The sequence below is a fragment of the Fibrobacter sp. UBA7003 genome (assembly GCA_002449765.1).
GTDB lineage: Bacteria > Fibrobacterota > Fibrobacteria > Fibrobacterales > Fibrobacteraceae > Fibrobacter.
In genome coordinates, this window is the sequence record DJXN01000002.1 from 324,582 (window position 1) to 344,974 (window position 20,393).

Annotated in this window: 19 protein-coding genes and 1 tRNA gene; 4 read left to right on the forward strand and 16 right to left on the reverse strand. The window is 53.2% G+C overall.

What is annotated here, in order from left to right; translation table 11 throughout:
• Positions 1 to 12: 12 nt before the first annotated feature.
• On the reverse strand, positions 13 to 3,093 hold the full coding sequence (locus tag B2952_RS01885) for an OmpA family protein (RefSeq protein WP_173381983.1): 3,081 nt from the start codon (positions 3,091 to 3,093) through the stop codon (positions 13 to 15).
• A gap of 159 nt (positions 3,094 to 3,252) precedes the next feature.
• On the reverse strand, positions 3,253 to 3,918 hold the full coding sequence (gene radC / locus B2952_RS01890) for a RadC family protein (RefSeq protein ID WP_173365413.1): 666 nt from the start codon (positions 3,916 to 3,918) through the stop codon (positions 3,253 to 3,255).
• Between the two features lie 397 nt (positions 3,919 to 4,315).
• Between radC and ilvB the strand changes: the two genes are divergently transcribed.
• Both ilvB and ilvN read left to right on the forward strand, forming a co-directional pair.
• Positions 4,316 to 6,034 (forward strand): biosynthetic-type acetolactate synthase large subunit, encoded by a 1,719-nt coding sequence (gene ilvB, locus B2952_RS01895; RefSeq protein ID WP_290726904.1) that lies wholly within the window; start codon positions 4,316 to 4,318, stop codon positions 6,032 to 6,034.
• 15 nt (positions 6,035 to 6,049) lie between these two features.
• Positions 6,050 to 6,544: an acetolactate synthase small subunit gene (gene ilvN / locus B2952_RS01900; RefSeq protein ID WP_173365414.1), complete on the forward strand. Its 495-nt coding sequence runs from the start codon at positions 6,050 to 6,052 to the stop codon at positions 6,542 to 6,544.
• A gap of 145 nt (positions 6,545 to 6,689) precedes the next feature.
• On the opposite strand, the gene B2952_RS01905 is transcribed toward ilvN, so the two are convergent.
• The 9 genes from B2952_RS01905 to nirJ2 form a co-directional block, all read right to left on the reverse strand.
• A complete protein-coding gene (locus tag B2952_RS01905; RefSeq protein WP_173382568.1) occupies positions 6,690 to 7,103 on the reverse strand; it encodes a hypothetical protein in 414 nt (137 codons plus the stop codon).
• A gap of 45 nt (positions 7,104 to 7,148) precedes the next feature.
• Positions 7,149 to 7,808, reverse strand: a complete 660-nt coding sequence (locus B2952_RS01910; protein ID WP_173382569.1) for a hypothetical protein — start codon at positions 7,806 to 7,808, stop codon at positions 7,149 to 7,151.
• Positions 7,808 to 8,446 carry an OmpA/MotB family protein gene (locus B2952_RS01915; RefSeq protein WP_173365417.1) on the reverse strand — a complete coding sequence of 213 codons (639 nt, stop codon included), beginning with the start codon at positions 8,444 to 8,446 and terminating at the stop codon, positions 7,808 to 7,810. Before B2952_RS01915 ends, B2952_RS01910 begins: the two co-directional genes overlap by 1 nt.
• A 3-nt stretch (positions 8,447 to 8,449) precedes the next feature.
• On the reverse strand, positions 8,450 to 10,111 hold the full coding sequence (locus B2952_RS01920) for a fimbrial protein (protein WP_290735543.1): 1,662 nt from the start codon (positions 10,109 to 10,111) through the stop codon (positions 8,450 to 8,452).
• 14 nt (positions 10,112 to 10,125) lie between these two features.
• Positions 10,126 to 10,893 (reverse strand): hypothetical protein, encoded by a 768-nt coding sequence (locus B2952_RS01925; protein ID WP_290729208.1) that lies wholly within the window; start codon positions 10,891 to 10,893, stop codon positions 10,126 to 10,128.
• Between the two features lie 150 nt (positions 10,894 to 11,043).
• Complete coding sequence (locus B2952_RS01930) at positions 11,044 to 11,766, reverse strand: hypothetical protein (protein WP_173382571.1); 723 nt, start codon at positions 11,764 to 11,766, stop codon at positions 11,044 to 11,046.
• Positions 11,766 to 12,596 (reverse strand): hypothetical protein, encoded by an 831-nt coding sequence (locus tag B2952_RS01935; RefSeq protein ID WP_173382572.1) that lies wholly within the window; start codon positions 12,594 to 12,596, stop codon positions 11,766 to 11,768. The genes B2952_RS01930 and B2952_RS01935 overlap by 1 nt, the downstream gene beginning before the upstream one ends.
• Before the next feature lie 26 nt (positions 12,597 to 12,622).
• Positions 12,623 to 13,114: a tRNA adenosine(34) deaminase TadA gene (tadA, locus tag B2952_RS01940; protein WP_290735540.1), complete on the reverse strand. Its 492-nt coding sequence runs from the start codon at positions 13,112 to 13,114 to the stop codon at positions 12,623 to 12,625.
• Complete coding sequence (gene nirJ2, locus B2952_RS01945) at positions 13,111 to 14,100, reverse strand: putative heme d1 biosynthesis radical SAM protein NirJ2 (RefSeq protein ID WP_290735537.1); 990 nt, start codon at positions 14,098 to 14,100, stop codon at positions 13,111 to 13,113. The genes tadA and nirJ2 overlap by 4 nt, the downstream gene beginning before the upstream one ends.
• Positions 14,101 to 14,342: 242 nt before the next feature.
• Here nirJ2 and B2952_RS01950 point away from each other — a divergent pair, with 242 nt between their 5' ends.
• The gene (locus B2952_RS01950) at positions 14,343 to 14,888 is read left to right on the forward strand and encodes a TlpA family protein disulfide reductase (protein ID WP_173366579.1); all 546 of its coding nucleotides are present in this window, start codon (positions 14,343 to 14,345) and stop codon (positions 14,886 to 14,888) included.
• 33 nt (positions 14,889 to 14,921) lie between these two features.
• On the opposite strand, the gene B2952_RS01955 is transcribed toward B2952_RS01950, so the two are convergent.
• Positions 14,922 to 14,995 (reverse strand) — tRNA-Arg (locus B2952_RS01955).
• 97 nt (positions 14,996 to 15,092) lie between these two features.
• Here B2952_RS01955 and B2952_RS01960 point away from each other — a divergent pair.
• On the forward strand, positions 15,093 to 16,061 hold the full coding sequence (locus B2952_RS01960) for a nickel/cobalt transporter (protein WP_173366580.1): 969 nt from the start codon (positions 15,093 to 15,095) through the stop codon (positions 16,059 to 16,061).
• Between the two features lie 15 nt (positions 16,062 to 16,076).
• Here B2952_RS01960 and B2952_RS01965 read toward each other — a convergent pair whose 3' ends face one another.
• Genes B2952_RS01965 through B2952_RS01980 form a run of 4 tightly spaced genes read right to left on the reverse strand, consistent with a single transcriptional unit; the run spans position 16,077 to position 20,249 of the window.
• Positions 16,077 to 17,474: a hypothetical protein gene (locus B2952_RS01965; protein ID WP_290735534.1), complete on the reverse strand. Its 1,398-nt coding sequence runs from the start codon at positions 17,472 to 17,474 to the stop codon at positions 16,077 to 16,079.
• Positions 17,475 to 17,506: 32 nt separating this feature from the next.
• Positions 17,507 to 18,619, reverse strand: a complete 1,113-nt coding sequence (locus tag B2952_RS01970; RefSeq protein ID WP_173382575.1) for a hypothetical protein — start codon at positions 18,617 to 18,619, stop codon at positions 17,507 to 17,509.
• Positions 18,620 to 18,634: 15 nt separating this feature from the next.
• Complete coding sequence (locus B2952_RS01975; protein ID WP_290726926.1) at positions 18,635 to 19,423, reverse strand: hypothetical protein; 789 nt, start codon at positions 19,421 to 19,423, stop codon at positions 18,635 to 18,637.
• Positions 19,416 to 20,249: a TIGR02147 family protein gene (locus B2952_RS01980; protein WP_290726928.1), complete on the reverse strand. Its 834-nt coding sequence runs from the start codon at positions 20,247 to 20,249 to the stop codon at positions 19,416 to 19,418. Before B2952_RS01980 ends, B2952_RS01975 begins: the two co-directional genes overlap by 8 nt.
• Positions 20,250 to 20,393 lie beyond the last annotated feature (144 nt).

Consider the following 20,393-nt stretch of genomic DNA (forward strand, 5'->3'; position numbering starts at 1 on the left):
TGCCGTTCAATCTTACTGAGCGAATTCGGATTCGCACTTGGTGCCGTCGTTTTCCGGCGTAGCGAAGTGCATTTCGATACGGCGGTTCATCTCACGGCCCTCGGCTGTTTCGTTGTCATCCACCGGGCAACTTGCACCGAGACCCACGGCCTTGATGCGGTTCTTCTTCACGCCGAACTTGATGAGGGTCTTCATGACTTCCTTAGCACGCTTTTCAGAGAGCTTCTGGTTCGTCTTGTCCTTACCCTTGTTATCGGTGTGGCCCTGGATAACAATCTTCAGTTCCTTGTAGCTATCGTCTTCGTTCAGCTTCTTCGCAACAGCCTTGAGGATGTTCCTGGCGTTGGATTCGAGCGTTGCCTTGCCGGGCTTGAAGGTCACGCCGGTGAGTTTCTCGACAGCCTTCTTCGGGCAGCCGTGGCCGTCATCACCCGCAACATCCGGGCAACGGTCGAGACCAGTACAGACGCCTTCGAACTGCTTAAGGAGCTTCTTGGTAGACACCCATTCAGAGCAGACGCCATCCTTATCGGCATCCGGATCGTCTTCCATGGCACAACCCTTGTTCCATTCCGGACCAGCTTCATCCGGGCACTTGTCGATACCCTTACAGACATCCTTGAACTGATCCTGCATCTTCTTCTTGGAAACCCAAGCATCGCAGAGACCGTCGCCGTCGGAGTCCGGATTGTCGGCAGGGCAGCCCTTGCTCCATTCCGGTCCCGGTTCCTCTTCGCACTTGTCAATGCCCTTACAGATATCCTTGAACTGATCCTGCAATTTCTTCTTGGTCACCCAGGCGTCACAGATGCCATCTCCGTCGGTATCCGGATTGTCATCAGACGGACAACCCTTAGCCCATTCCGGACCAGCTTCATCCGGGCAGCGGTCAATACCCTTACAGACATCCTTGAACTGATCCTGCATCTTCTGCTTGGAGACCCAGGAATCGCAGAGGCCGTCACCGTCGGAGTCCGGATTTTCAGCCGGGCAACCCTTGTTCCATTCCGGTCCGTTTTCGGTCGGGCAGTTGTCAATGCCGTGACAGATGTCCTTGAACTGCGTCTGCATGTTCTTCTCGGCAACCCAGCCGGCACAGAGGCTGTCGCCGTCAATATCCGGGTTGTCCATCGGGCAGCCGTTGGCCCATGCTTCACCAGGTTCGGTCGGGCACTTGTCTATACCGGAGCAGATGCCGTCGTACTGGTCGAGCATGTTCTTCTGCGTCACCCATTCGTCACAGATGCCGTCCTTGTCGGTATCGGGTTCGCCAAGCGGGCAACCTTCGTTGTTGGCCGGACCGAATTCGGTCGGGCACTTGTCGATACCCTTACAGGTCTTCTCGATGAACCATTCGTTCTTGATCTTGTCGTCTTCGGCAGCCTTCTCGAAGTAGAAGCCCATCTTCTTCTGGGTCACCCACTCGTCGCAGAGGCCGTCACCGTCGCTATCCGGATCATCCCACGGGCAACCCTTGTTCGCCTTAGGACCGGCTTCACCCGGACACATATCGTATCCCTTGCAGACGCCCGCGAATTCAGCGAGTTTGCTCTTGTCGGTCACCCACGGAGAGCACATGCCATCGGAATCCGGGTCCGGATTATCTTCGGGGCAGCCCTTGTTGGCGACAGTACCCTTTTCGGCCGGGCAGCTATCGATGCCTTCGCACACATCCTTGAACTTCTTCAGCATCTTCTTCTTGGAGACCCAAGCATCGCAAACGCCGTCCTTATCCGGATCCGGTTCATCGAGCGGGCAACCATCTTCGCCTTCACCCTGTTCGTTCGGGCAGGCGTCGATACCTTCACACACATCCTGGAATTCAGCTTCAAAGCCCTTCTCGGCCACCCAGGAATCGCAAACGCCATCCTCGTCGGCATCCGGATTGCCCAACGGGCAACCCTGATTCAGACGATGACCAAAGTCATCCGGGCACTTGTCTTCGTTGTCCTTCACGCCATCGCCGTCGCGGTCCTGCGGAACGAGGAAGCCGCTCCAGGTAATGCCGCCGTAGACTTTATACTTCGGATTGATCGTCGTCTTGTATTCGAGGATACGGACATCGTTTTCCATCGCGCGGACAGTAGTGTACTTCGTGGAGTCGTCCGCATAGCCCTTGCCCAGAGAATAAGATCCGCCCAGATGGATATCGAGGCCGATTGGCAAGTGGAACACGATTGCGCCCGTAATGTCCTTGACATCGAGCTTGACGCCATCCTTGAACGCGTCCTGCATGAAAGGCAAAATCATGTAGTATTCGCCAAAGATCGAGAGGAAGGACGCAAAGTAAATTTCCAAGGCGCCCGTCGCATACGGATACGAGAGGTAGTCTTCGTTCATGGAATAGACATAACCACCGTTTCCGTGGATGAGAAGCGGAATCGCGTCGATCTTGTCAAAGTCGAGCGTCAATGCCAAGCCGCCCTTGATAACGGTTGCGCGGGTTCCGTAAGCTTCGGCAGTTCCACCCGTCTTGTGGATGAATTCAGCCTCACGAATCCAGAGACCATCCTTGGCCGGGTTCGACGTGCCGAAATCACCCTCGCCGAAAATGGCGATGTCGATGGGCTGTTCGTCCGGAAGAGGAATCCTCAACTTGACGTTTCCCTTGATATTGCCAATATAGCCGATATCGGTACTGGGAATCTGTCCCGTCTGGCAGCCATAGCTCATTCCAGAAGCGGCATCAACCCCGTAGAAGCCAGGAGTGCATCCCGTATTATTCACAGTGAACTTATCGTAATAAACGGGGATACCCACGCCCAAGTCAACGATATTCCAAAGACCGATGCCGAAGCCGATTTGGGCTCCCAAGGCAATGTAATCTTCGACCATACCCTGACGCATAAGCGTGTTATACGAAAGAGTGGGTTCTTGGCCAATGTAATATTCCGAGACGCCCGTCGGAGCAATATTCTCCACGTCCGTAGTCGCATCCATCAAGGCATAGAAAGACAGCTTGGCATGCCCGAGAGATTGAGCAGATTGAGTTTTATTTACACCGACAAAACCGGTCTTGTTAATCGTTTGTGGATGGTCAGCAAAGGCCTGTACTGCCAAGGCCAAAGCCAACCCAGTAACTACTCTCTTCATAGAGTCTCCTTAAAAAGGGTGATCCCTAAACTAAACTGCACATAATATAACTTTTAATAAAGCTTTTTTTTCACGAGTCCCCTCAAAAAGCGATAAAAAACACACTTTTACGGCTTTTTTTGCCATTGTTTATATCTTTTTACAAAAATGGTTGCACAATCAACGCAAACATCCCTCAAACAGCTCCGGCATCTCGCGACACAAGCTGGTAAAACCGCCCTTTGCAATAATGATGTGGTCTATCACGGGAATCTGAACAATCTTCCCCGCCGCACAAAGAACCCTCGTAATGGCGAAATCCTCCTCACTGGGCGCTATCGAACCTGACGGATGGTTATGCGCAAAGATGACTGCCACCGCACGGTCCTCAATCGCCTTTACAAAGGCCTCCCGCGGGTGCACCGGAGTCTGATTCACAAGCCCAGTCGTCAACTCGTGAACATTGATGACATTGTTTGCAGAATTGAGCGTCACCGCAACCAGGTGCTCCTGCTCTTCGTATTTCATGTAGGCTAGCCTCGAAAGCAAATCCTCGGGGCTCATTACCGATACGGCTTTCGCGCTCAAAATATAACGTCCGGAAAGCTCGAGACAGGCAAGGATTTGCGTTGCCTTAGCCCTCCCAAGCCCCCGGATGCGACACAGGGATTCAATCGTCGGGACCTGAGTCGCCGCAGACAGGTAATCCGAAATATGGCGCGAGAGCTCGAATACATCGCACTTTTGAGTCCCGCTCCCCAATATGAGGGCCAGGAGTTCCTCGTTCGAAAGCGCAGCAGCACCACGCGCCGCGAGTTTTTCGCGCGGTAGAAGATTCATATCCATTTGTACCTCCAAGTACTATCTACCTATAAAAACGGCCGAAACCAGAAATTGTTCCTTTTTTGCCATTTTTTTATTCAAGAGCACCTAAAGAGGGGGGGCCGCTACGCCTCACGGGTTATTTTTTCAAAAATCATCGAATTTTTCTATAATTATTTCCATTCAATTATAATATTTCATTCAAAAACAGCCAATTTTCAAAGTCACAAAATTCTAAAACCGACAAATTTCAAACTTTTTCATTCGATTTAGACGAAAGCAAAATCACAAAAAATCAAAATTTCACCATAAAAACAAAAAATTTTCATTAAATTACCAATTATCCGTTGCCATAGACAAGCCTACATTCTATATTTTCAGCACAAATTTTAAAAATCCAAACGCTTAAACAGGAAAAATTATGGCAAACAAGACTTTGAGCGGCGCCGAAGTGATTATCGAATGCCTCAAACGCGAAGGCATCGACACCATTTTCGGCTATCCCGGTGGATCCGCCATCCCGATGTTCGATGCGATTCTCGATTCCAATATTAAGGTAGTCCTCTCCCGCCACGAACAGGGCGCGACCCACATGGCCGACGGCTACGCACGCCAGACCGGCAAGGTCGGCGTCGCTCTCGTGACGAGCGGCCCGGGTGCAACCAACACGTTCACCGGTATTTATACAGCCCTCATGGATTCTAGCCCCATCGTGGTGCTCGCCGCACAGACGACGACCCCGAACCTCGGCAAGGACGCCTTCCAGGAATGCGACACCAGCGGCATGACGTTCGCTGCCGTCAAGCATTCCTACCTGGTGAAGGATACCAACGACCTCCCGCGCGTGATGAAGGAAGCCTTCCACATCGCGCGCACTGGCCGCCCGGGCCCTGTGCTCATCGACCTGCCCAAGGACGTGACCGCAGGCCCCTGCACCGCTCCGTTCACCGACCAGATGGACTTGCCCGGCTACAAGATTCCGACATACGCCTCTACCGAGAGCGTCGAGAAGGCCGCCGAATACCTCAAGAATTCCAAGAAACCGCTTTTGCTCGTGGGCCACGGCGCCATGATCAGCGGGGCCAGCCGCCAGGTGAAGGAACTCGCCGAAAAGATCGGCGCCCCGGTGTGCTGCACCATGCTCGGCCTCGGCGCCTTCCCCGTTGATCACGAGCTTTCGCTCGGCATGCTCGGCATGCACGGCACCGTGTACGCCAACAAGGCCGTACTCGACTGCGACCTGATTCTCTCTATCGGCAGCCGCTGGGACGACCGCATTACCGGCAAGCTTGAAGTGTTCTGCAAGGACGCCATCAAGATGCACATCGACATCGACCCCGCCGAAGAAGGCAAGGTTCTGCAGCCCGACGTGTTCATGTGCGGCGACGCGAAGCTCGTTTTGGAACAGCTTTTGCCGATGGTGCACAAGCTCGATACAGCCGACTGGATCAAGACTTGCCAGACCTGGAAGAAGCGCTTCCCGCTCACCTACCCCAAGCAGGGCGGACTCCGCATGCAGCACGTGATTGCGACCGCAAGCGAACTCACGCAGGGCAAGGCCATCGTCACGACCGACGTGGGCCAGCACCAGATGTGGGTGGCACAGTTCTTCCACATCAACTATCCGCGCCAGCTGCACTCCAGCGGTGGCGCAGGCACGATGGGCTTTGGCTTCCCCGCCGCTATCGGCGCCGCATTCGGCAACGAGACCGGCTGGCCAGTGCTCAGCTTCAGCGGTGACGGTGGTTTCCAGATGACCGAAGCGGAACTCGCGACCGCTGCCATCCACAAGCTCCCCATCAAGATTTTCGTGATGGATAACAAATACCTCGGCATGGTGCGCCAGTGGCAGGAACTCTTCTACGACCACCGCTACTCTAGCGTCGACATGATGGGCAACCCCGACTTCGTGAAGCTCGCCGAAGCCTACGGAATTCCGGGGCTCCGCATCAAGCGCGCCGCTGATGCCGAACGCGTAATCCAGAAGGCGCTCGAATACAAGGACGGTCCGATCCTCATCCACTGCGAATGCGAGAAGGAAGACAACGTGTTCCCGATGATTCCGGCAGGCGCACCGCTTACCGCCATGCTTACGGAAGCACCCAAGGCCAAACTTGAAAAACCCACGGGATCGACCTAACAGGAGGACATTACCATGATCGATAAAGGACATTCCATTAGTTTGTTGGTGGCGAACCGCCCGGGCGTGCTCGTGCGTATCGCCCTCGTGTTCTCCCGCCGTGGCTACAACATCGATTCACTCGTTGTCTCCCCCACGCTTGACCCGAACTTCAGCCGCATGAATATCATCGCGCACGGCAATCCCGAGATCCTGATGCAGATTATCAAGCAGCTCGAAAAGCTCGTGGACGTTGTGCAGGCAAAGGACCATACCGGCACGGACGCCGTCGAGAAAGAACTCGCACTCATCAAGGTGCGTTGCACTCCGGACCAGCGTACCGAAATCCTGCAGCTGTGCGACCATTTCCACGCCAATACCGTGGACATGACCGCCACGTCCATGATTATCCAGATTACGGGCAACAGCCAGAAGGTCGACACGCTCAAGAGCCTCTTGCAGAAGTTCGAGATTGTCGAATACATCCGCACGGGCAAGGTCATCATGCTCCGCGGCGAAGATAAAACGTAAGCGGCTCCGCCGCAGTTACTAGTCACTAGTTATTAGTTACTAGAAAATGCAAAAATTAAACCGTCTGGATGCAAGTCCAGGCGGTTTTTGCTATGTGTGAGCGTGCGAAATGCCGTTCGAAGCAAACTATATTAACGAAGCAGACTTAAAAACCGAGGACCGCCTCGGAGATTTCGTTCGCCTCGTCGGAGTAATCATCAACAAAATCGGCCGTAAATTCGCCCCAGGCTTCGCTTGCTCCGCAACCAACTCCAACTTCCATCGAGGACCACTTGAACACGCCATAGACGCGTTCATTGCGTTCCATCAACTCCGTCAGGAATTCCTCGGGAAAGTCTTCTTCCACGAAGAGGCTTCCATCCATCGCAAGAAGCTCTTCCTCAGGAAGTTCCTCGAAGCGGCATTCGTATTCGTCCACCATCACGTCATTCACGTAATACCAGTCGCCCGAATCAGCATTCGGCAAGTCAGCCTCCGGAAAACGCTCCAGAATTTCGTTCCAAACCGATTCCAAATCGGCGTGGCTGCCGATAAAACGCATCAAGATTCTACATTCCACAGCATCCCTCCCAATCATTGGTTATAGGCAACATCGCCTAGCGCATTACTTCTTTTCTTGCGGCACAAGGCGTTCCGCAATACGGAAAAGATCATTGTAGACATCAAGAAAATCTTCTATCCAGATAGGATCCCTCTCGCCCACGATCTGGAACATTTCCTCGAGCGTATGACGCGAGTTGTAAGGGCCGACCAAACTACCCGCAGGCTGGACCAGCACTCCGCCACGGTAATCAGTCGACGCAACAAGGCGCGCGCGGAACGAACGGCGCAAGCGGGCGATAAGTGTACCGCGAAGCGATACGAGTTCGCGATGCGCTTCCAGGCACTTGCCCTTCGAAATCCAATCTTCCACCATGTCGAGGCGACGTTGAATGGACGAACGCTCCGTAGGCGGAATAAGCATCTTCCTGCGGACAAGGGTATCTCTTATCTGCTGGACAGTTCCGCGCAACATGTCGGGTTTCCAGAAGACCATCGGGATCCGCGAATCCGACGTCTTGCCGCTCGCCATAGGCGTATGCGACCCCACCCAGCGAGCAAGCTTGTCCAGCATCATCTTCGCTTCGGGTTCCCTGTCAATCGCGATATAGTCGCAAGCTCGCTCGAGGAGTTTGTCGGCATAGACCAAGCGCCAGTGCGGGAGCGTCCCGGACTTGCGGATGGCATCGACGGATCGACGTATGGATTCTACCCTTTCATTCATCAGTGGAAATTCTCTCGTCTAAGTGGCGTGACACCGATTTCCACACGGCGATTCAAGCGGCGGTGTTCCTCGGTATCGTTCGGATACTTGGGCTGGAATTCGCCAAATCCCGCCGCAAAGATGCGATCGGGCGGGAACCCCTGTGCAACCAGCGCCTTCACGACGTTCACTGCACGTTCCGAAGACAAGTGCCAGTTCGTGTAATTGACCTTGGAACTGAACGGAGTATCGTCGGTAAAACCGCTCACCATCACGACATCGCCCGTGTCGAGCGCATCCAGGAGCCCCTTGCTGATTCCCTTGATGACGGAAACGCCTTCTTCGGTCAGGTTGGCACCGCTCGTCGGGAAAAGGAACGACGCCTGGATCTGAATCTTTCCGTCGTCAAGAGCAATGAGTCCCGCCTCGATGGATGTCTGCAAACTTTTCGACAGGAGCGCATTTCGTTCGCTCGCTATCTTACGCATTTCTTCCTGACAGCTGAGAACTTCTTCCTCGGTTCGCGTAAGGTCTTCGGCCTTCTGTTCCTTCAATGTCGCCATGGCGACAAACGCAAGAATGAACAGAGAAACCAAAGCTATGCCGAGGTCGGTATAGGCCATCCAGGGATTGGTATTCTCGTCGCGACGCAGACGCATAGGTTAGCCCTCGGCCTTCGGAGCGTTGTGCGCGATGGAAGCGCGTTGAGCCTGTTCCAGCACCTCGAGTAGAATTTCCTGCGTCTTGACGGCATTTTCCACGAGCACTTCGCTTGCACGTTCGTGGAAAGCTTCCAGCGACTGGTTGAGGTGTTCCACGAAGTTTTCTTCTTCCTCGTGTTCCGCCGTATCGCCACTGAGCTTCTCGAGAATCGTCTCGAGGCCCGCACGAAGCATTTCGAGATTCGCGCTAAGTTCGCTCTGGTTCACACGCATGAGTTCAGCCGTCTCGACGATGTTTCCGCCAAGCGCGTCGGTCGCTTCCTTCTCCTTCACCACGCGATTGTCGATACTTTCGGTGAGAGCCTTCTGGGCTTCGAGGAGTGTCGCCGACGTTTCAGAAAGTTTCTGGAATGCGGTAAGGATATCGTTCGAGAGCGCCGAAAGCTTTTCGGCAACGGAATTGCTGAGTTCTGCAGAACCCGCCTGCGCCTTCTCGGCCACCTGAAGGGCGACATTTTTGAGAGTCTCGAGGCCCTGCTTCTGGGATTCCGTACTCGCAGAACTTTCAGACGCAAGTTTATCCATAAAGGCTTTCCACTGTTCGTCAGACTGTTTGACTTGAGCCGAGACGCAATCCGCAATGTTCTTTACAGCGCCATCCATCGACTTTTCGGTCGATGCAGCAACACCCGAAAGACCTTCCTTCACGCAGGAGGAAATAGCATTCAAGTTGGAATTCAGACTCGAAGAGATTCCGTTCAACTTGTCGTCAAGCCTGGACGGCAATGCTTCCACCGATGTCTGCAGGTTTTTCATGTAGTCGTTTATCGGACCCAGCGCATTCGCGACATCATTGCCGACGCTGCTACCTAGATTTCCAAGAGAACCCTCCAGTTTCGAGACCATGGAGCCGAGGTCAGAATTCAACTTGGACGTTGTCGAAGAAAGTTCCTCGCCCACCTTCGAAACAACACCGTTCAGGCCCTGCTGCACAGACTCCGCCACGCGGGCAAGATTCTTTTCGACCGCATCGAAGAGGCGGCCGAGTTCATCCTTGCTCTTTTCATTTTCACCAGCAGATTCTCCCTGCAAATCCAACGTAAGCGAATCCAAGCGCGCAATAAAGGCCTCGCGGGAACCGAGGAAAAGCCCGCGCGAAATACCAAGCACGAGAGCCGCGAAGAGGCCGCAAAGGCTCGTACCGAAAATGCCCTTCATGTTGCCAAAGAGAACCTGGATCGTATCGAGAGTCCCCTGGGTCGTAGAATTGTCAATGGCAACGCCCGCGGTCGCAACAGAATACATGAGGCCAAAGAAAGTTCCCATAAGGCCAAGGAGAATCACCGTACCACCCGAACTTCTCGGAGCCGGAACAGAGGAATTGTTCGAAAGCACCTCGAAAGCAATCGCAGAATCCAGGCGCACCCCCTTGCCGAGCAATTCGCGGGCCTGACTCAGGCGGCGGGAAACAAACCCATCCTCATCCGAGCTCATGGTTTTCAGAGCCGAAAGCAACCTGAACTGGTCGATAACGAACACGGCGAAAATCGCCATCATGATAATCCAGCCGAAGAGCGGGGCTCCAAAGAAAACAGCGCCGGCAACCAAGACCGCAAGTCCGACAACCGTGAGAATGAGAATCGAGTTGAAAGCGTTCTTCATCTTATTCCTTGAGTTTAGGCCTCCATCGAGGCCGTTGTTTCAAAAAGGTTCAACTGACCGCGGGAGAATCCGCGGAGAAAAAGCAACCACTTGTCGCGGTACCATTCAATGACATGCATAGTAAGTCCGCGGGCGTAGTCGCAAAAATCATCCGTAAAAGCGAGAAAACCATTCTCGTAAGCATAATGCGGGTTCCAGAAGCGTCCCACATTTCGAGCGCAGGAGGCCGCAGAACTATAATAGCGCGGAGCCCCCTTGGTGTTGAAAGCCGCAGCAAAGCGCTTCTTGGCAAGGGCATTGAGCGAACTGCGCAAGGACACCACGATCGTATTTTCTTTTTCGCGGAGTGAGGATTCTAGGCAGGGGAGCAGTTTCGAGACCGCATCCACGGCACTCTCGGCATGCCAATACTTGCACAGCTTTTCCTGCAGCTGCATCACGCGGCCATGCATGCGGACAAACAAGGGTTCGGCATCGCTCACCAGCAAATGGATCGTCGCCGAGTAGAAAGCACTTATATCCTGCTTGTTGTTCTTGACCGTGAGCGCCCAGCCCTTTTCCTCGTCATGATGCAAGAAATCGCCCCCTTCCAGAAGCAGACGCATCACCTCTTCCGTCGAGAATCGCTGGATCCACTTGGCGCGGAATTCATCATAAAGTTTGTTCGCATCGGCCATGATCTGCGGGAATCCCGCATCACACAGTTTCCACGCGGTCTCGCTATACGAAATCTGTTCCGAACCGCCGACAGATTCTTCCAGGTTGTTCAGAAGCGCATCCATATGCTCAAAAAGAGCTATAGACCAAGTGACCATCATCGATTGAGAAAGATCCGCAACCATGGAGGAGCGGTTAGGGCTATCGTTCAAGCGAACGCTCACCCCTGTCATCTTCCTTATAGCTCGACGAAAAGACTCTTCCACGCGCGCCCCCTAGAACCCAGTCTCGATTGCATGCCAGATGCTACGGTTTACGTGTTTGCCGGAACGAGAAAGTTCGTCGGCTTCCTTGCGGACATCCGCCTCAAGATTCCCCTTGATGAGAGCAAGATCTCCATTGTAGTCGCCGCCCGCTTCAAGATAGAGGCCATATACATTGCCGGAAATCTTGGTATCGGCAGCGAGCACCTTGCCCGCCCTTACAGAAAGAGCAAAGCGATTGCGGACAAAATCACAGCGTGAAAGGAATACTTCTGTAACATCGTCAATCCACAGGCCGTAGTAATTGTTCACAAAATGCACATTTTCAAAAATACCGCGGGAACGGAACACCGTATTGCGAAAGGCGTTTTGCACCACCAGGTTCTTGACTTCGAACGGCCTATTAGACGAGACAAAATGGATTCCATTCCAGTTGCCGCTAGAATCCGCATTCTTGAACGTGACGGGTTTCGTCTCCGTCCCGAGGATGCGGACCGGCCCGCGAAGAGTAAGTTTCGCATACTCGCCCATAAGGACCGTCACTCCAGGCTCGACAACCAAGGTGTCCGAGACCGAAACGACGACACTCTGTTCTAGAATATAGGGGCTATCTTTTTCCGTCAAGCGGACAACGCCTTCGGTCGGATGCGGGAACGGCATTTCACCGGCAAAACCCGCCACCACAAGAACGGCCACGCACCAAACCACAGCATATCCTATACGCCGGACAAACATCAGATTTCACTCCTCAGCTTGATTCTCTGAATGACGCGCATGTTGGGAACCTCGTAGCCCGCGACAATATCGTTCACGTTCAAATGCCCCGAAAGTTCAAGATTTACCGAGGACACAATTCCGTGCGTGATATCGAAGAGGATAGAGCCCGTCCCGACAATAAAGTCATCGCTTTCCATCCGGACATTCGACGTAGAATCCGCGACTTCCTTGTACTGGACGTTCATCCCGATTTTTGCCATCTGGACGCCATCATGCAAAAACACTTCCTCGAGGGTAAAAGACTTATAAACGACTGTCGTCTTGCCCTTCTCCGGAATTTCCACCGGACGCTTCCAGGTTTCGCCCACCTTCACGGGACCACCCGGAAGAATCGGCTGCACCTTCATGAACAGCTTGAGCAGATTCAATTCCTCGGTTCCCGGTTGCAAGGCAACATCTTCAACGGCCGGTTCGCTCACGGCTCCATCCGAGGCCATCTTGTACTGGAAATGCTGCGTTAGGAGATATTTCTCTATATAGAGGTAATCCTCTACGGTCCGCTTATCGCTCTTATATTGAATGGAATCGATTTTCATCTCGAACCGACCGGAACCGTTATCGTACGCAACCAGTTCGGAGAGCGTCGCCTGGACGTTCAGGCGGGTCTGCATCGATTCCGGGTTCGGATTTGCGGAATCAACCGGCAACAGGGCGTCCAAAGAGGACTCTATGAAATATTTCTGGACAGGCGGATTCTGGGTATTGAACGCCAAGGAAACATCATTGCTGTCACAAGAACAAAGAAAAGCGAGTGCTACAGAGCATGAAAAAGACTTGATAAAATTCATGTTCTGAATATAGATATTAGACCGGCTTACGTGGGGCCCTTGTTGCCGGAATCGCCCTTTTCGAGCCGCATGCGCTGAAAAAACGCCTTCAGCAGGCCCAGGCACTCATCGGCAAGCGCTCCACCCACCACCTCGACCTCGCGCTTGAGAGCGTTACCCGCAATCACGTCGATAGTCGTTCCGCAGCCACCAAAACGGGTATCCGGGGAGCCGTAGACCACGCGGGAAACACGGCTATTGAGGATAGCCCCCGCGCACATCGGGCAGGGTTCGAGCGTTACATACAAAGTACAACCGTCCAGGCGCCAGTTTTCGAGTTTGCCCGCGGCAGTCCCGATGGATAAAATTTCGGCATGGGCGGTGGCGTCCCTCAGCATCTCGATCTGGTTGTGGCCCTTCCCTATCACCACGCCGTCCTTCACGATGACGCAACCGATGGGAATTTCCTTCTCGTCGAAAGCCTTTTGCGCCTCGCGAAGCGCCATGCGCATGAACTTTTCGTCGTCTGCAGAAATCACAGCCCTCTCCCGTAGGCGCAGTAGGAGTCTTCTTGCATGTAGTCGCCGTCGTGGTAGTAAGCGGCACGGGCGCGGCAACCGCCGCAGCGGTCGTTGAACTTGCACTTGCCGCAAGAACCGGAGTATGCCTTGGTGCGGAGTTTCTTGAACACATCGGCGTTCGCCCAGATTTCGTCGAATGGAGTATCGTGCACATCGCCCGCCTCTTCCATCATGTAGGCGCAGGGACGCACCTTACCGATGGGACTCACGATGCAGTAGTCAATGCCGGCGAGGCAGCCTCGGCTGTAGCGGGTCTTGATGTCCAATTGGTCCGCGATGCGCAGGAACTGCGGGGCGCAGGTCGGCTTCACGGGGATTCCGAGCGTGCGGCTCTTTTCCATAATCTTGCGGAGGAGGCCCTCGTATTCGGCGACGCGCAGGGCGTGACCTTCAATTTCCTTGCCGCGTCCCACGGGAATCAGGAAGAAAATCTGGTGGTTCACCGCGCCAATTTCCTTGACCCAGTCCATGATGTCGAAAATCTCGTTCTGGTTCCAGTCCATAATGGTCGTGTGAATCTGGAACGGGAGGCCCGCCGCCTTGCAGTTCTCGATGCCCATCATCGTGAGTTCAAATGCGTCCGGGAGGCCACGGAAGTCGTTGTGGCGCTTGGGGTCAATACTGTCGATGCTGATGCCCATGGCCATCGCGCCGGCCTTTTTGAGTTCAAAGGCAAGGTCGTGCGTGATGAGCGTGCCGTTGGTACCGAATACCGGGCGAAGTCCCTTGCTCGAGGCATGCGCGACAAGTTCCACAATGTCCGGGCGGGTCATGGGTTCGCCACCGCTAAAGATCATGATCTTGAACCCCGCCTTCGCGATTTCATCAATCAGTTTCAAAGCTTCTGCGGTCGTGAGTTCCGCAGCCTTGTTCTCGCCCGCGTCCTGATAGCAGTGCTTGCAGGTCAGGTTACACTTGTTGGTGGTCATCCAAGATACAATCATTCTAAAACCTCAGTCAATAACGATACAAAGATAGCAATCTGCGCCATCATCAAAATCCAGCCAAATGTATTCAAAAACCGCCCGAAAGTGTGATATAAAGCAGAATAACGCGAAAAATCGCCCTAATCGGCAGGTCTAATGAAGATATTTTGCAATTTCGTGACACTTTACCGCCTTTTTTTTGATATTTTACAAGCCAAACAGGAACGATAGCGTTCCTTCTACGAATTTTAGGAGTTCCTATGCGTTTTTTTGCACGAATTTTGAGCATTGCGGCAGTAGCCTCGGGCATCGCATTCGCCCAGCTCGCGCCCCAGCCCCAGCAAGCCAATATCACTCCAATGACCGATTCCACCGGTGCAACCATGAAAATGGACTTCAGCATCCCCTTAAGCGGGGTCAGCGACCCGGGAATCCTCTTTAGCCACTTTTCCAAGCGCCCGCTGCTCATCTACTACTTCAGCCCCAAGTGCCCCCACTGCCAAAAGCACTTCCCCGAAGTCCAGGGAATCATGAAGGAGTATGAAAAATCGGGAGCAACCGGTATCGCCATCGCGATTAGCGGAAGCATCAAGAAAAACGACATCCGCATGTTCATCGACCAGTTCAAGGTCGTCGTTCCTGTTTTCCAGGACACCAACCAGAAATTCGGGCCCATCTACGGCAACGGGTACGTTCCCGTGCTCTATCTGGTACTCGAGGACGGGACCATCTACCGCTATGAGACCCTCGACGAAGCGAACATAAACCACCTCCGTGCCACCCTCAACAAGGCTCTGAACAAATAAAAACTCTGGACACCATCGGCATCCAGAGTTTCATACTCACGGCGGGAGTCGAACCCACGACCCGCTGCTTAGAAGGCAGCTGCTCTATCCAACTGAGCTACGCGAGCGTTGTGGCGCAAATATAGCCAAAAACGGACTTGGCGTCAAATGCAAGGTTCTCCCAAAACCTAAATTGTATTTCGATATAGGAAAAGGACGATCCCATTGAAGAAGTCTCTCGTTATTCTACTGATTTGCCTGCTGGCCATGGCCGCATCCGCCGCGGTCAAAAAAAAACGTTTTGACATCAACGGAACAGAATCCGCACCCACTACGGAGATTATAAAAGCAGACACCGCTAGTTCAGCGCCCGTCGCAGTCACAGACAAGCAGGCTTCCGGCTCGTCGTTTCTTTCCACAATCGCTCAAGCGCAAAAAGTCCTGCGCGAAAAGATGACATCCGCCATCACGGCAATGAAGCAGGGCGATTGGAACGCCATCTGGAAATTTCTCGCCATCTGCTTTATTTATGGGATGTTGCACGCACTCGGCCCTGGACATGGGAAATCCATCGTCGTCGGTTACTTTATCGCAAGGCGCGGACGCTGGCGGCAAGGAGTTGCACTCGGAGCAGGGATTACCGTAACCCACACAATGAGCGCCGTCTTGCTTCTATTCATTTTATATGCAATATTCAAGGCAACCGTATTTACCGCATTTGAAACGGGCCGCATCGGCATCGAGAAGGCAAGCTACGCCCTTATCATGCTAACCGGGATATTGCTTGTCGTTCTCGGCATCCGCGACTTTTTCAAGCAACAAAAAAAGGAGCATGAAGAAACACCTTCAGAGGCCGCATTACCCCCCACAGCCCGCTGGCGCGAAATTATCGGAGTCGCAGCCATCACGGGCATTGTCCCTTGCCCGGCAGTCGCACTAATAGTCCTCTTCTGCCTTCTCAACTCTATGGTCGCACTTTCACTCCTGGGCGCTCTTGTCATCTGCATTGGCATGACCATCACCAACATCACTTTCGGTATCGCAGCCGTAGCCCTTCGCAAAGGAATCGACAAAGGAAGTGCGCACACCCGTCTGGCAGCCAACATTTACACCGCAGCGACTCTTGCTGGAGGACTTGTGATTTTTGTATCAGGGCTACTGTTGTTCAGCAACCAGTTTGCCGGGAGAGTGTAATCGCTCCCAGCCTTTCTAGTCGACAACTTCCATACCCTGCAGGCGGTACAGCACCGACTTGAACGAGAAAAACGCCACATGGGTATTTTCCTCGTCAACCGCAAACTTGATCTTATCGAAGGTGCAAACGCACTTGGATACGGCACCCATGTCGTAGTAGTCCACGAACAGCGTGTCGTCCTTCACCTTCTGGGAAACCTTCGCCTCGATATCGCAGTAATCCTCGACATTGTTCAGTTCCACGATGGAAAGTCCATCGGGATTGTAGAGCAAGGTCGCAGTCGGGAGATCCTTCGCGGCAGGGGCAGCCATCACCTTCGGGTTGTTCTCCGAAAAACCATTCAGGCACTGGCCCTTGTAGTAGCCGGTCATCTTCAGCTGCTTCATGTCTTCCGATTCGACAGTTTCCTTTGCGATACGCATCCTGTTGCCCAGATTCAGATTGTCGTCCATGACCAGGAGGGAGGTTTGCGTAAAGGCACCTTCGGCCCTCATAGTGAAGTAGACCTGCGCCTGGCAAGCACAGCCGTCGGAAACATCATCTTCGTGCATCAGCGGCTTCACGTAGAGCGTATCGCCGGCCGCCGTCACCTCGATGCTGTCAAGAGGAACCCGCCTGGACATGCCTACAAATCCGCCAATCTCGCTACACGCCACCATCACCCTCTCCACAAGAACATTAGCAAAGCTGGAACCGTCTTCCAAACTCATGGTGGCCATCGGAGGAAGCGCCATGTCGGCGCCGCCATCGACCATCGGATCATCGGGACCTTCCTTATCGAGGCACTTGCCGCCAACATGAGTCGCCATCTGGGTCACCCTCCCAGCAGGTTGCGCACTCGAAGAAGAGCCCGGCGCAATACTCGAGGACGACAAGCCCGGCAGCCCTGCAGACGACCCGCCCTGCGAACTGGAGGATTCGGCCGGTTCGCTAGAAGACGGATTCTCGCTGGAAGAAGAGACGACCATGCCCGAAGAAATCTTTTCCGGAACAGGGCCATCCACAACCTTGAAGACCGCATTCTCATACTTGAAATACTTGATATCGGCATCCGCATCGGAGATATCGAACGTAAAGTCCGTAGTGCAGAACCAGTTCAAAGCTTCTCTCGTCGAATCCGAATTCCAGATATGCAGGGTATCGCCGGAACGTTCGTACAGGCATTCACTGCATAATTCAACATCGTAACGCACCTTCGGGAGAAGAACCTGGAAGCCGCTACCTTTCGAGCCTACAACGAATGCCTCGCCATCCCCGTCCCAAGGCGTAAAGGCACCACACTCCCCGGCGTGGGCAATTTCAGCCCTTTCAGACGGCTTTCCAGAATCTCCGGTCTTGGCATTCGAAGACGAATCGTCCCCGCAGGCAACAATCATAAGCGGAAGCACAGCACATGCAAAATACTTTTTCATATCTATTTTCCTTCTTCAATTAAAGTCGAACATCAACCATCCAAATCGGAAGCATCCACGAGAATAGCTTTCGCCAAGGGCATCGGCTCTCCCCCATCGAACACGAGATAATTCGTATTGGAGAACGCCTCGTTCTGTTCCACCTTGAAGGACACTCGCGTCGGGCAGATGCAGTTGGTTATCGGGCTGTCCGGATTGACTTTCGGTTTGACATACAGCGTTCCATTGTCCGCATAGACATCAAAGCTTTCAAAAACAATCGCGCAAGGCATCATCACTTCAAGAATGACGATGGTATCGAAGCCATCGTCGCCCACTCTACGGCCCGCAACGGCCACTTTGGTCGACGTCGTATCAATCGGGTCCATGACAAATGAATTGCTTGCCAGCGCCGGCGCATTAGCTGTCTGCCTATCGTTCTTGCATTCCAGCTTAATATCCTTCGCCAGCTTGTGCCCCGTTATTTCTTCAACCGTAACCACGCTCATTTCGACAATTTCCATGATGTTCGGATTTGAACCGGCAACATTGTCGAAAACGAGAACTGTCGCACGCCAGTAGGCTTCATTGTTTTCCACGGCAAAGTCCACCTTGGAATTACAAATGCACCGCTGCGCATTCGTGTTGTCGAATTTAGCCTTCACGTAAACCGTATCGTCGGACACATCGACATCGAGCGTATCGACTACGACACCGCAGGTAAGCGAAAGATTTTCGATGGTAAAGCCGGTCCGTTCGGTACCGACATAGCGGTAGACAACCGGAGGTAATTTTTCATCGCCGTCGACAGATCGGCTCACACCAGTATCCGAACCGCCATCCAGCATAGGATCGTCCACCACACCCTTCGCAAGACACTGAGCATTGGCGTCCGTTACGACCTGGTGCTTGTCCGCAACTTTCGCCTCAGACGACGAACTTTTTGCCGACACAGACGAAGACGATTCAACCGGAAGCGCAACCGACGATGAAGATTCAGGCGCTCCAGTCGACGAGAGTTTTTCAGCCGAAGACGATTCGGCAACCTCGGCAGAAGACGAGCTCTCGTTACCGGCCGACGGGTCAGGTGCCGTCGAAGACGAATCGTCCCCGCAGGCAATGAGCATGAGCGACAGGGCCGCAGCTGTTGCAAGTATCTTTTTCATGTTAGCCTCCTTCTTTTAATTATCCTTTACCGGAAGAGTTTCCTTCTGGTCAAAAGCCATGTAGTTGATACCGGAATAGGCCTTGCCGAGCGTGAACGTGGCCTTCGCCGCACATTCACAACCGTAATCCCAGCCCTTGCTCCGGCTAAAAGCCACGTACAGCGTATCGCCTTCACTACTGACAACCGGGTGGCCTTCGTTTACACCTTGCAGGAACTGCTTCTGGGCATCCTCCTCGCAAGGGATAGCGAAATAGACATTCTGCAAGACAAATTTCACGGAGTCACCCTCGACATGCTTGAACGCCTTAGGGCCACTGACATCCGATGCTGCGGCGGGGGTATCCAATTTCACATAAATGACGTTTTCCACGCACTGGATGGAGAAATCGCTCGCATGCGCAATATCGCCATCGCGTAATTCAGAAGAAGACGAAACCGGAATCGGGTCGACAACTTTATTCTCGCCTTCATCCGAGCTGCTTTCTATAACAGGACGTTCGCTCGAGCTGCTCCTGAAAATCGGCTTGATATTATTCTCATTACCGGAACTGCTGCTTTCGTCCTGCACCATTTTCGAATCCGACTCACTACTCGAAGAACTCGGCTCCGACACACTCACCCCGTTCTCAGTTTCAGAGAGACTGCTGCTAAGCGCGCCTGCATCCCCCGACGAACAACTATTCAACGCAATTGTACTGGGATCGATGGTGCCTCCTGCGACATCTTCAACACCGCCATTGGAACACGCAATCACGAGCACCGCCAAAAGAGACCCTACGGCAATGAAAAATTTCTTAAGCATGGCGAGCCTCCTTGACCTTGTCGGTGACCGGAAAAAACTGGAAATTGATTCGACAAACCTGATTCTGGTCCTTGTACTCGTTTGCAATGGAAAGCACCTTCTTGCAGCAGGCATCTATTTCTGCAATAATTCTCCGGTTTGCCTCCTCGTTCACGCTAAGCGTAACTCCGGTAAAATAACGTTCGTTCGGAGAATAGCGGTCCACGGCGCGCACGGCCATGTTCGCCATCTCCTTGTGCATGGAACGAATTGCGATAGGCAGCGCCTCCTTTGAGCCTATCACGGTCTGCTCCGTCTGCGAATAGACCTTCTCCCCGTCCTTCTTCAGGAATCCGGCCTTGAGCAAGAATTCCAAAACGTCGCGGACTTCCTCCGCCGACACGTGTTCCTTGCACTCCTCGGCAATATCGCGCGGGCAGGCACCCGGCATCATCGGGATAAGCTCCCTCAATACCGGATATTTCCACGATTCATAATATTGAAAAGCGTCTCCGTCCACGATACGCACCCTGTGTTCGAGCGCGATTTTCTGCATCTCAAGCAGGGCAGTCCTCTTGACGGAATCCTTTTCCGCATTGCAGAACACCACCAACAGCCGGAAATACTCTATTTCGAATCCGACGAGTCCCATGGCTCGTGCCACCGCATCGACCTTGACCTTGCTGAGCTTGCTCTGGCCCATGCCCACGAGCTTTAGAAAATTCGGAGACGAGAAACCAGCGCTCCGACAAAATTCACGCCACGAGAACGCGCCTAGACGCTTGCGTTCGTCGTAGTAATCCTGTATATACAGGTGGTAATCCTTATATTCGAGCACCGATTTCATACTTTCCAATATATCTTTTTTCCTCAGGCAAGTCAATAGTTTTATTATACAAAAATGTTCTTTTTTAGTAAATTTTCACAATATTTTCAAGAATTAAAGAAAATTTTTCACTATATTATACACACCGTATAATACAGCACCGCA

Excerpts from the sequence above, each read along its gene's own strand:
- B2952_RS01950 (WP_173366579.1), top strand. The coding sequence starts at position 14,343 with ATGCGTTTTTTTGCACGAATTTTGAGCATTGCGGCAGTAGCCTCGGGC.
- ilvB (WP_290726904.1), top strand. The coding sequence starts at position 4,316 with ATGGCAAACAAGACTTTGAGCGGCGCCGAAGTGATTATCGAATGCCTC.
- radC (WP_173365413.1), bottom strand. The coding sequence starts at position 3,918 with ATGGATATGAATCTTCTACCGCGCGAAAAACTCGCGGCGCGTGGTGCT.
- B2952_RS01930 (WP_173382571.1), bottom strand. The coding sequence starts at position 11,766 with ATGTTTGTCCGGCGTATAGGATATGCTGTGGTTTGGTGCGTGGCCGTT.
- B2952_RS01925 (WP_290729208.1), bottom strand. The coding sequence starts at position 10,893 with ATGGATGCGCTTCTGAACAACCTGGAAGAATCTGTCGGCGGTTCGGAA.
- nirJ2 (WP_290735537.1), bottom strand. The coding sequence starts at position 14,100 with ATGATTGTATCTTGGATGACCACCAACAAGTGTAACCTGACCTGCAAG.
- B2952_RS01885 (WP_173381983.1), bottom strand. The coding sequence starts at position 3,093 with ATGAAGAGAGTAGTTACTGGGTTGGCTTTGGCCTTGGCAGTACAGGCC.
- B2952_RS01910 (WP_173382569.1), bottom strand. The coding sequence starts at position 7,808 with ATGAATGAAAGGGTAGAATCCATACGTCGATCCGTCGATGCCATCCGC.
- B2952_RS01935 (WP_173382572.1), bottom strand. The coding sequence starts at position 12,596 with ATGAATTTTATCAAGTCTTTTTCATGCTCTGTAGCACTCGCTTTTCTT.
- B2952_RS01965 (WP_290735534.1), bottom strand. The coding sequence starts at position 17,474 with ATGAAAAAGTATTTTGCATGTGCTGTGCTTCCGCTTATGATTGTTGCC.
- B2952_RS01920 (WP_290735543.1), bottom strand. The coding sequence starts at position 10,111 with ATGAAGAACGCTTTCAACTCGATTCTCATTCTCACGGTTGTCGGACTT.
- ilvN (WP_173365414.1), top strand. The coding sequence starts at position 6,050 with ATGATCGATAAAGGACATTCCATTAGTTTGTTGGTGGCGAACCGCCCG.
- B2952_RS01975 (WP_290726926.1), bottom strand. The coding sequence starts at position 19,423 with ATGCTTAAGAAATTTTTCATTGCCGTAGGGTCTCTTTTGGCGGTGCTC.
- B2952_RS01980 (WP_290726928.1), bottom strand. The coding sequence starts at position 20,249 with ATGAAATCGGTGCTCGAATATAAGGATTACCACCTGTATATACAGGAT.
- B2952_RS01970 (WP_173382575.1), bottom strand. The coding sequence starts at position 18,619 with ATGAAAAAGATACTTGCAACAGCTGCGGCCCTGTCGCTCATGCTCATT.
- B2952_RS01915 (WP_173365417.1), bottom strand. The coding sequence starts at position 8,446 with ATGCGTCTGCGTCGCGACGAGAATACCAATCCCTGGATGGCCTATACC.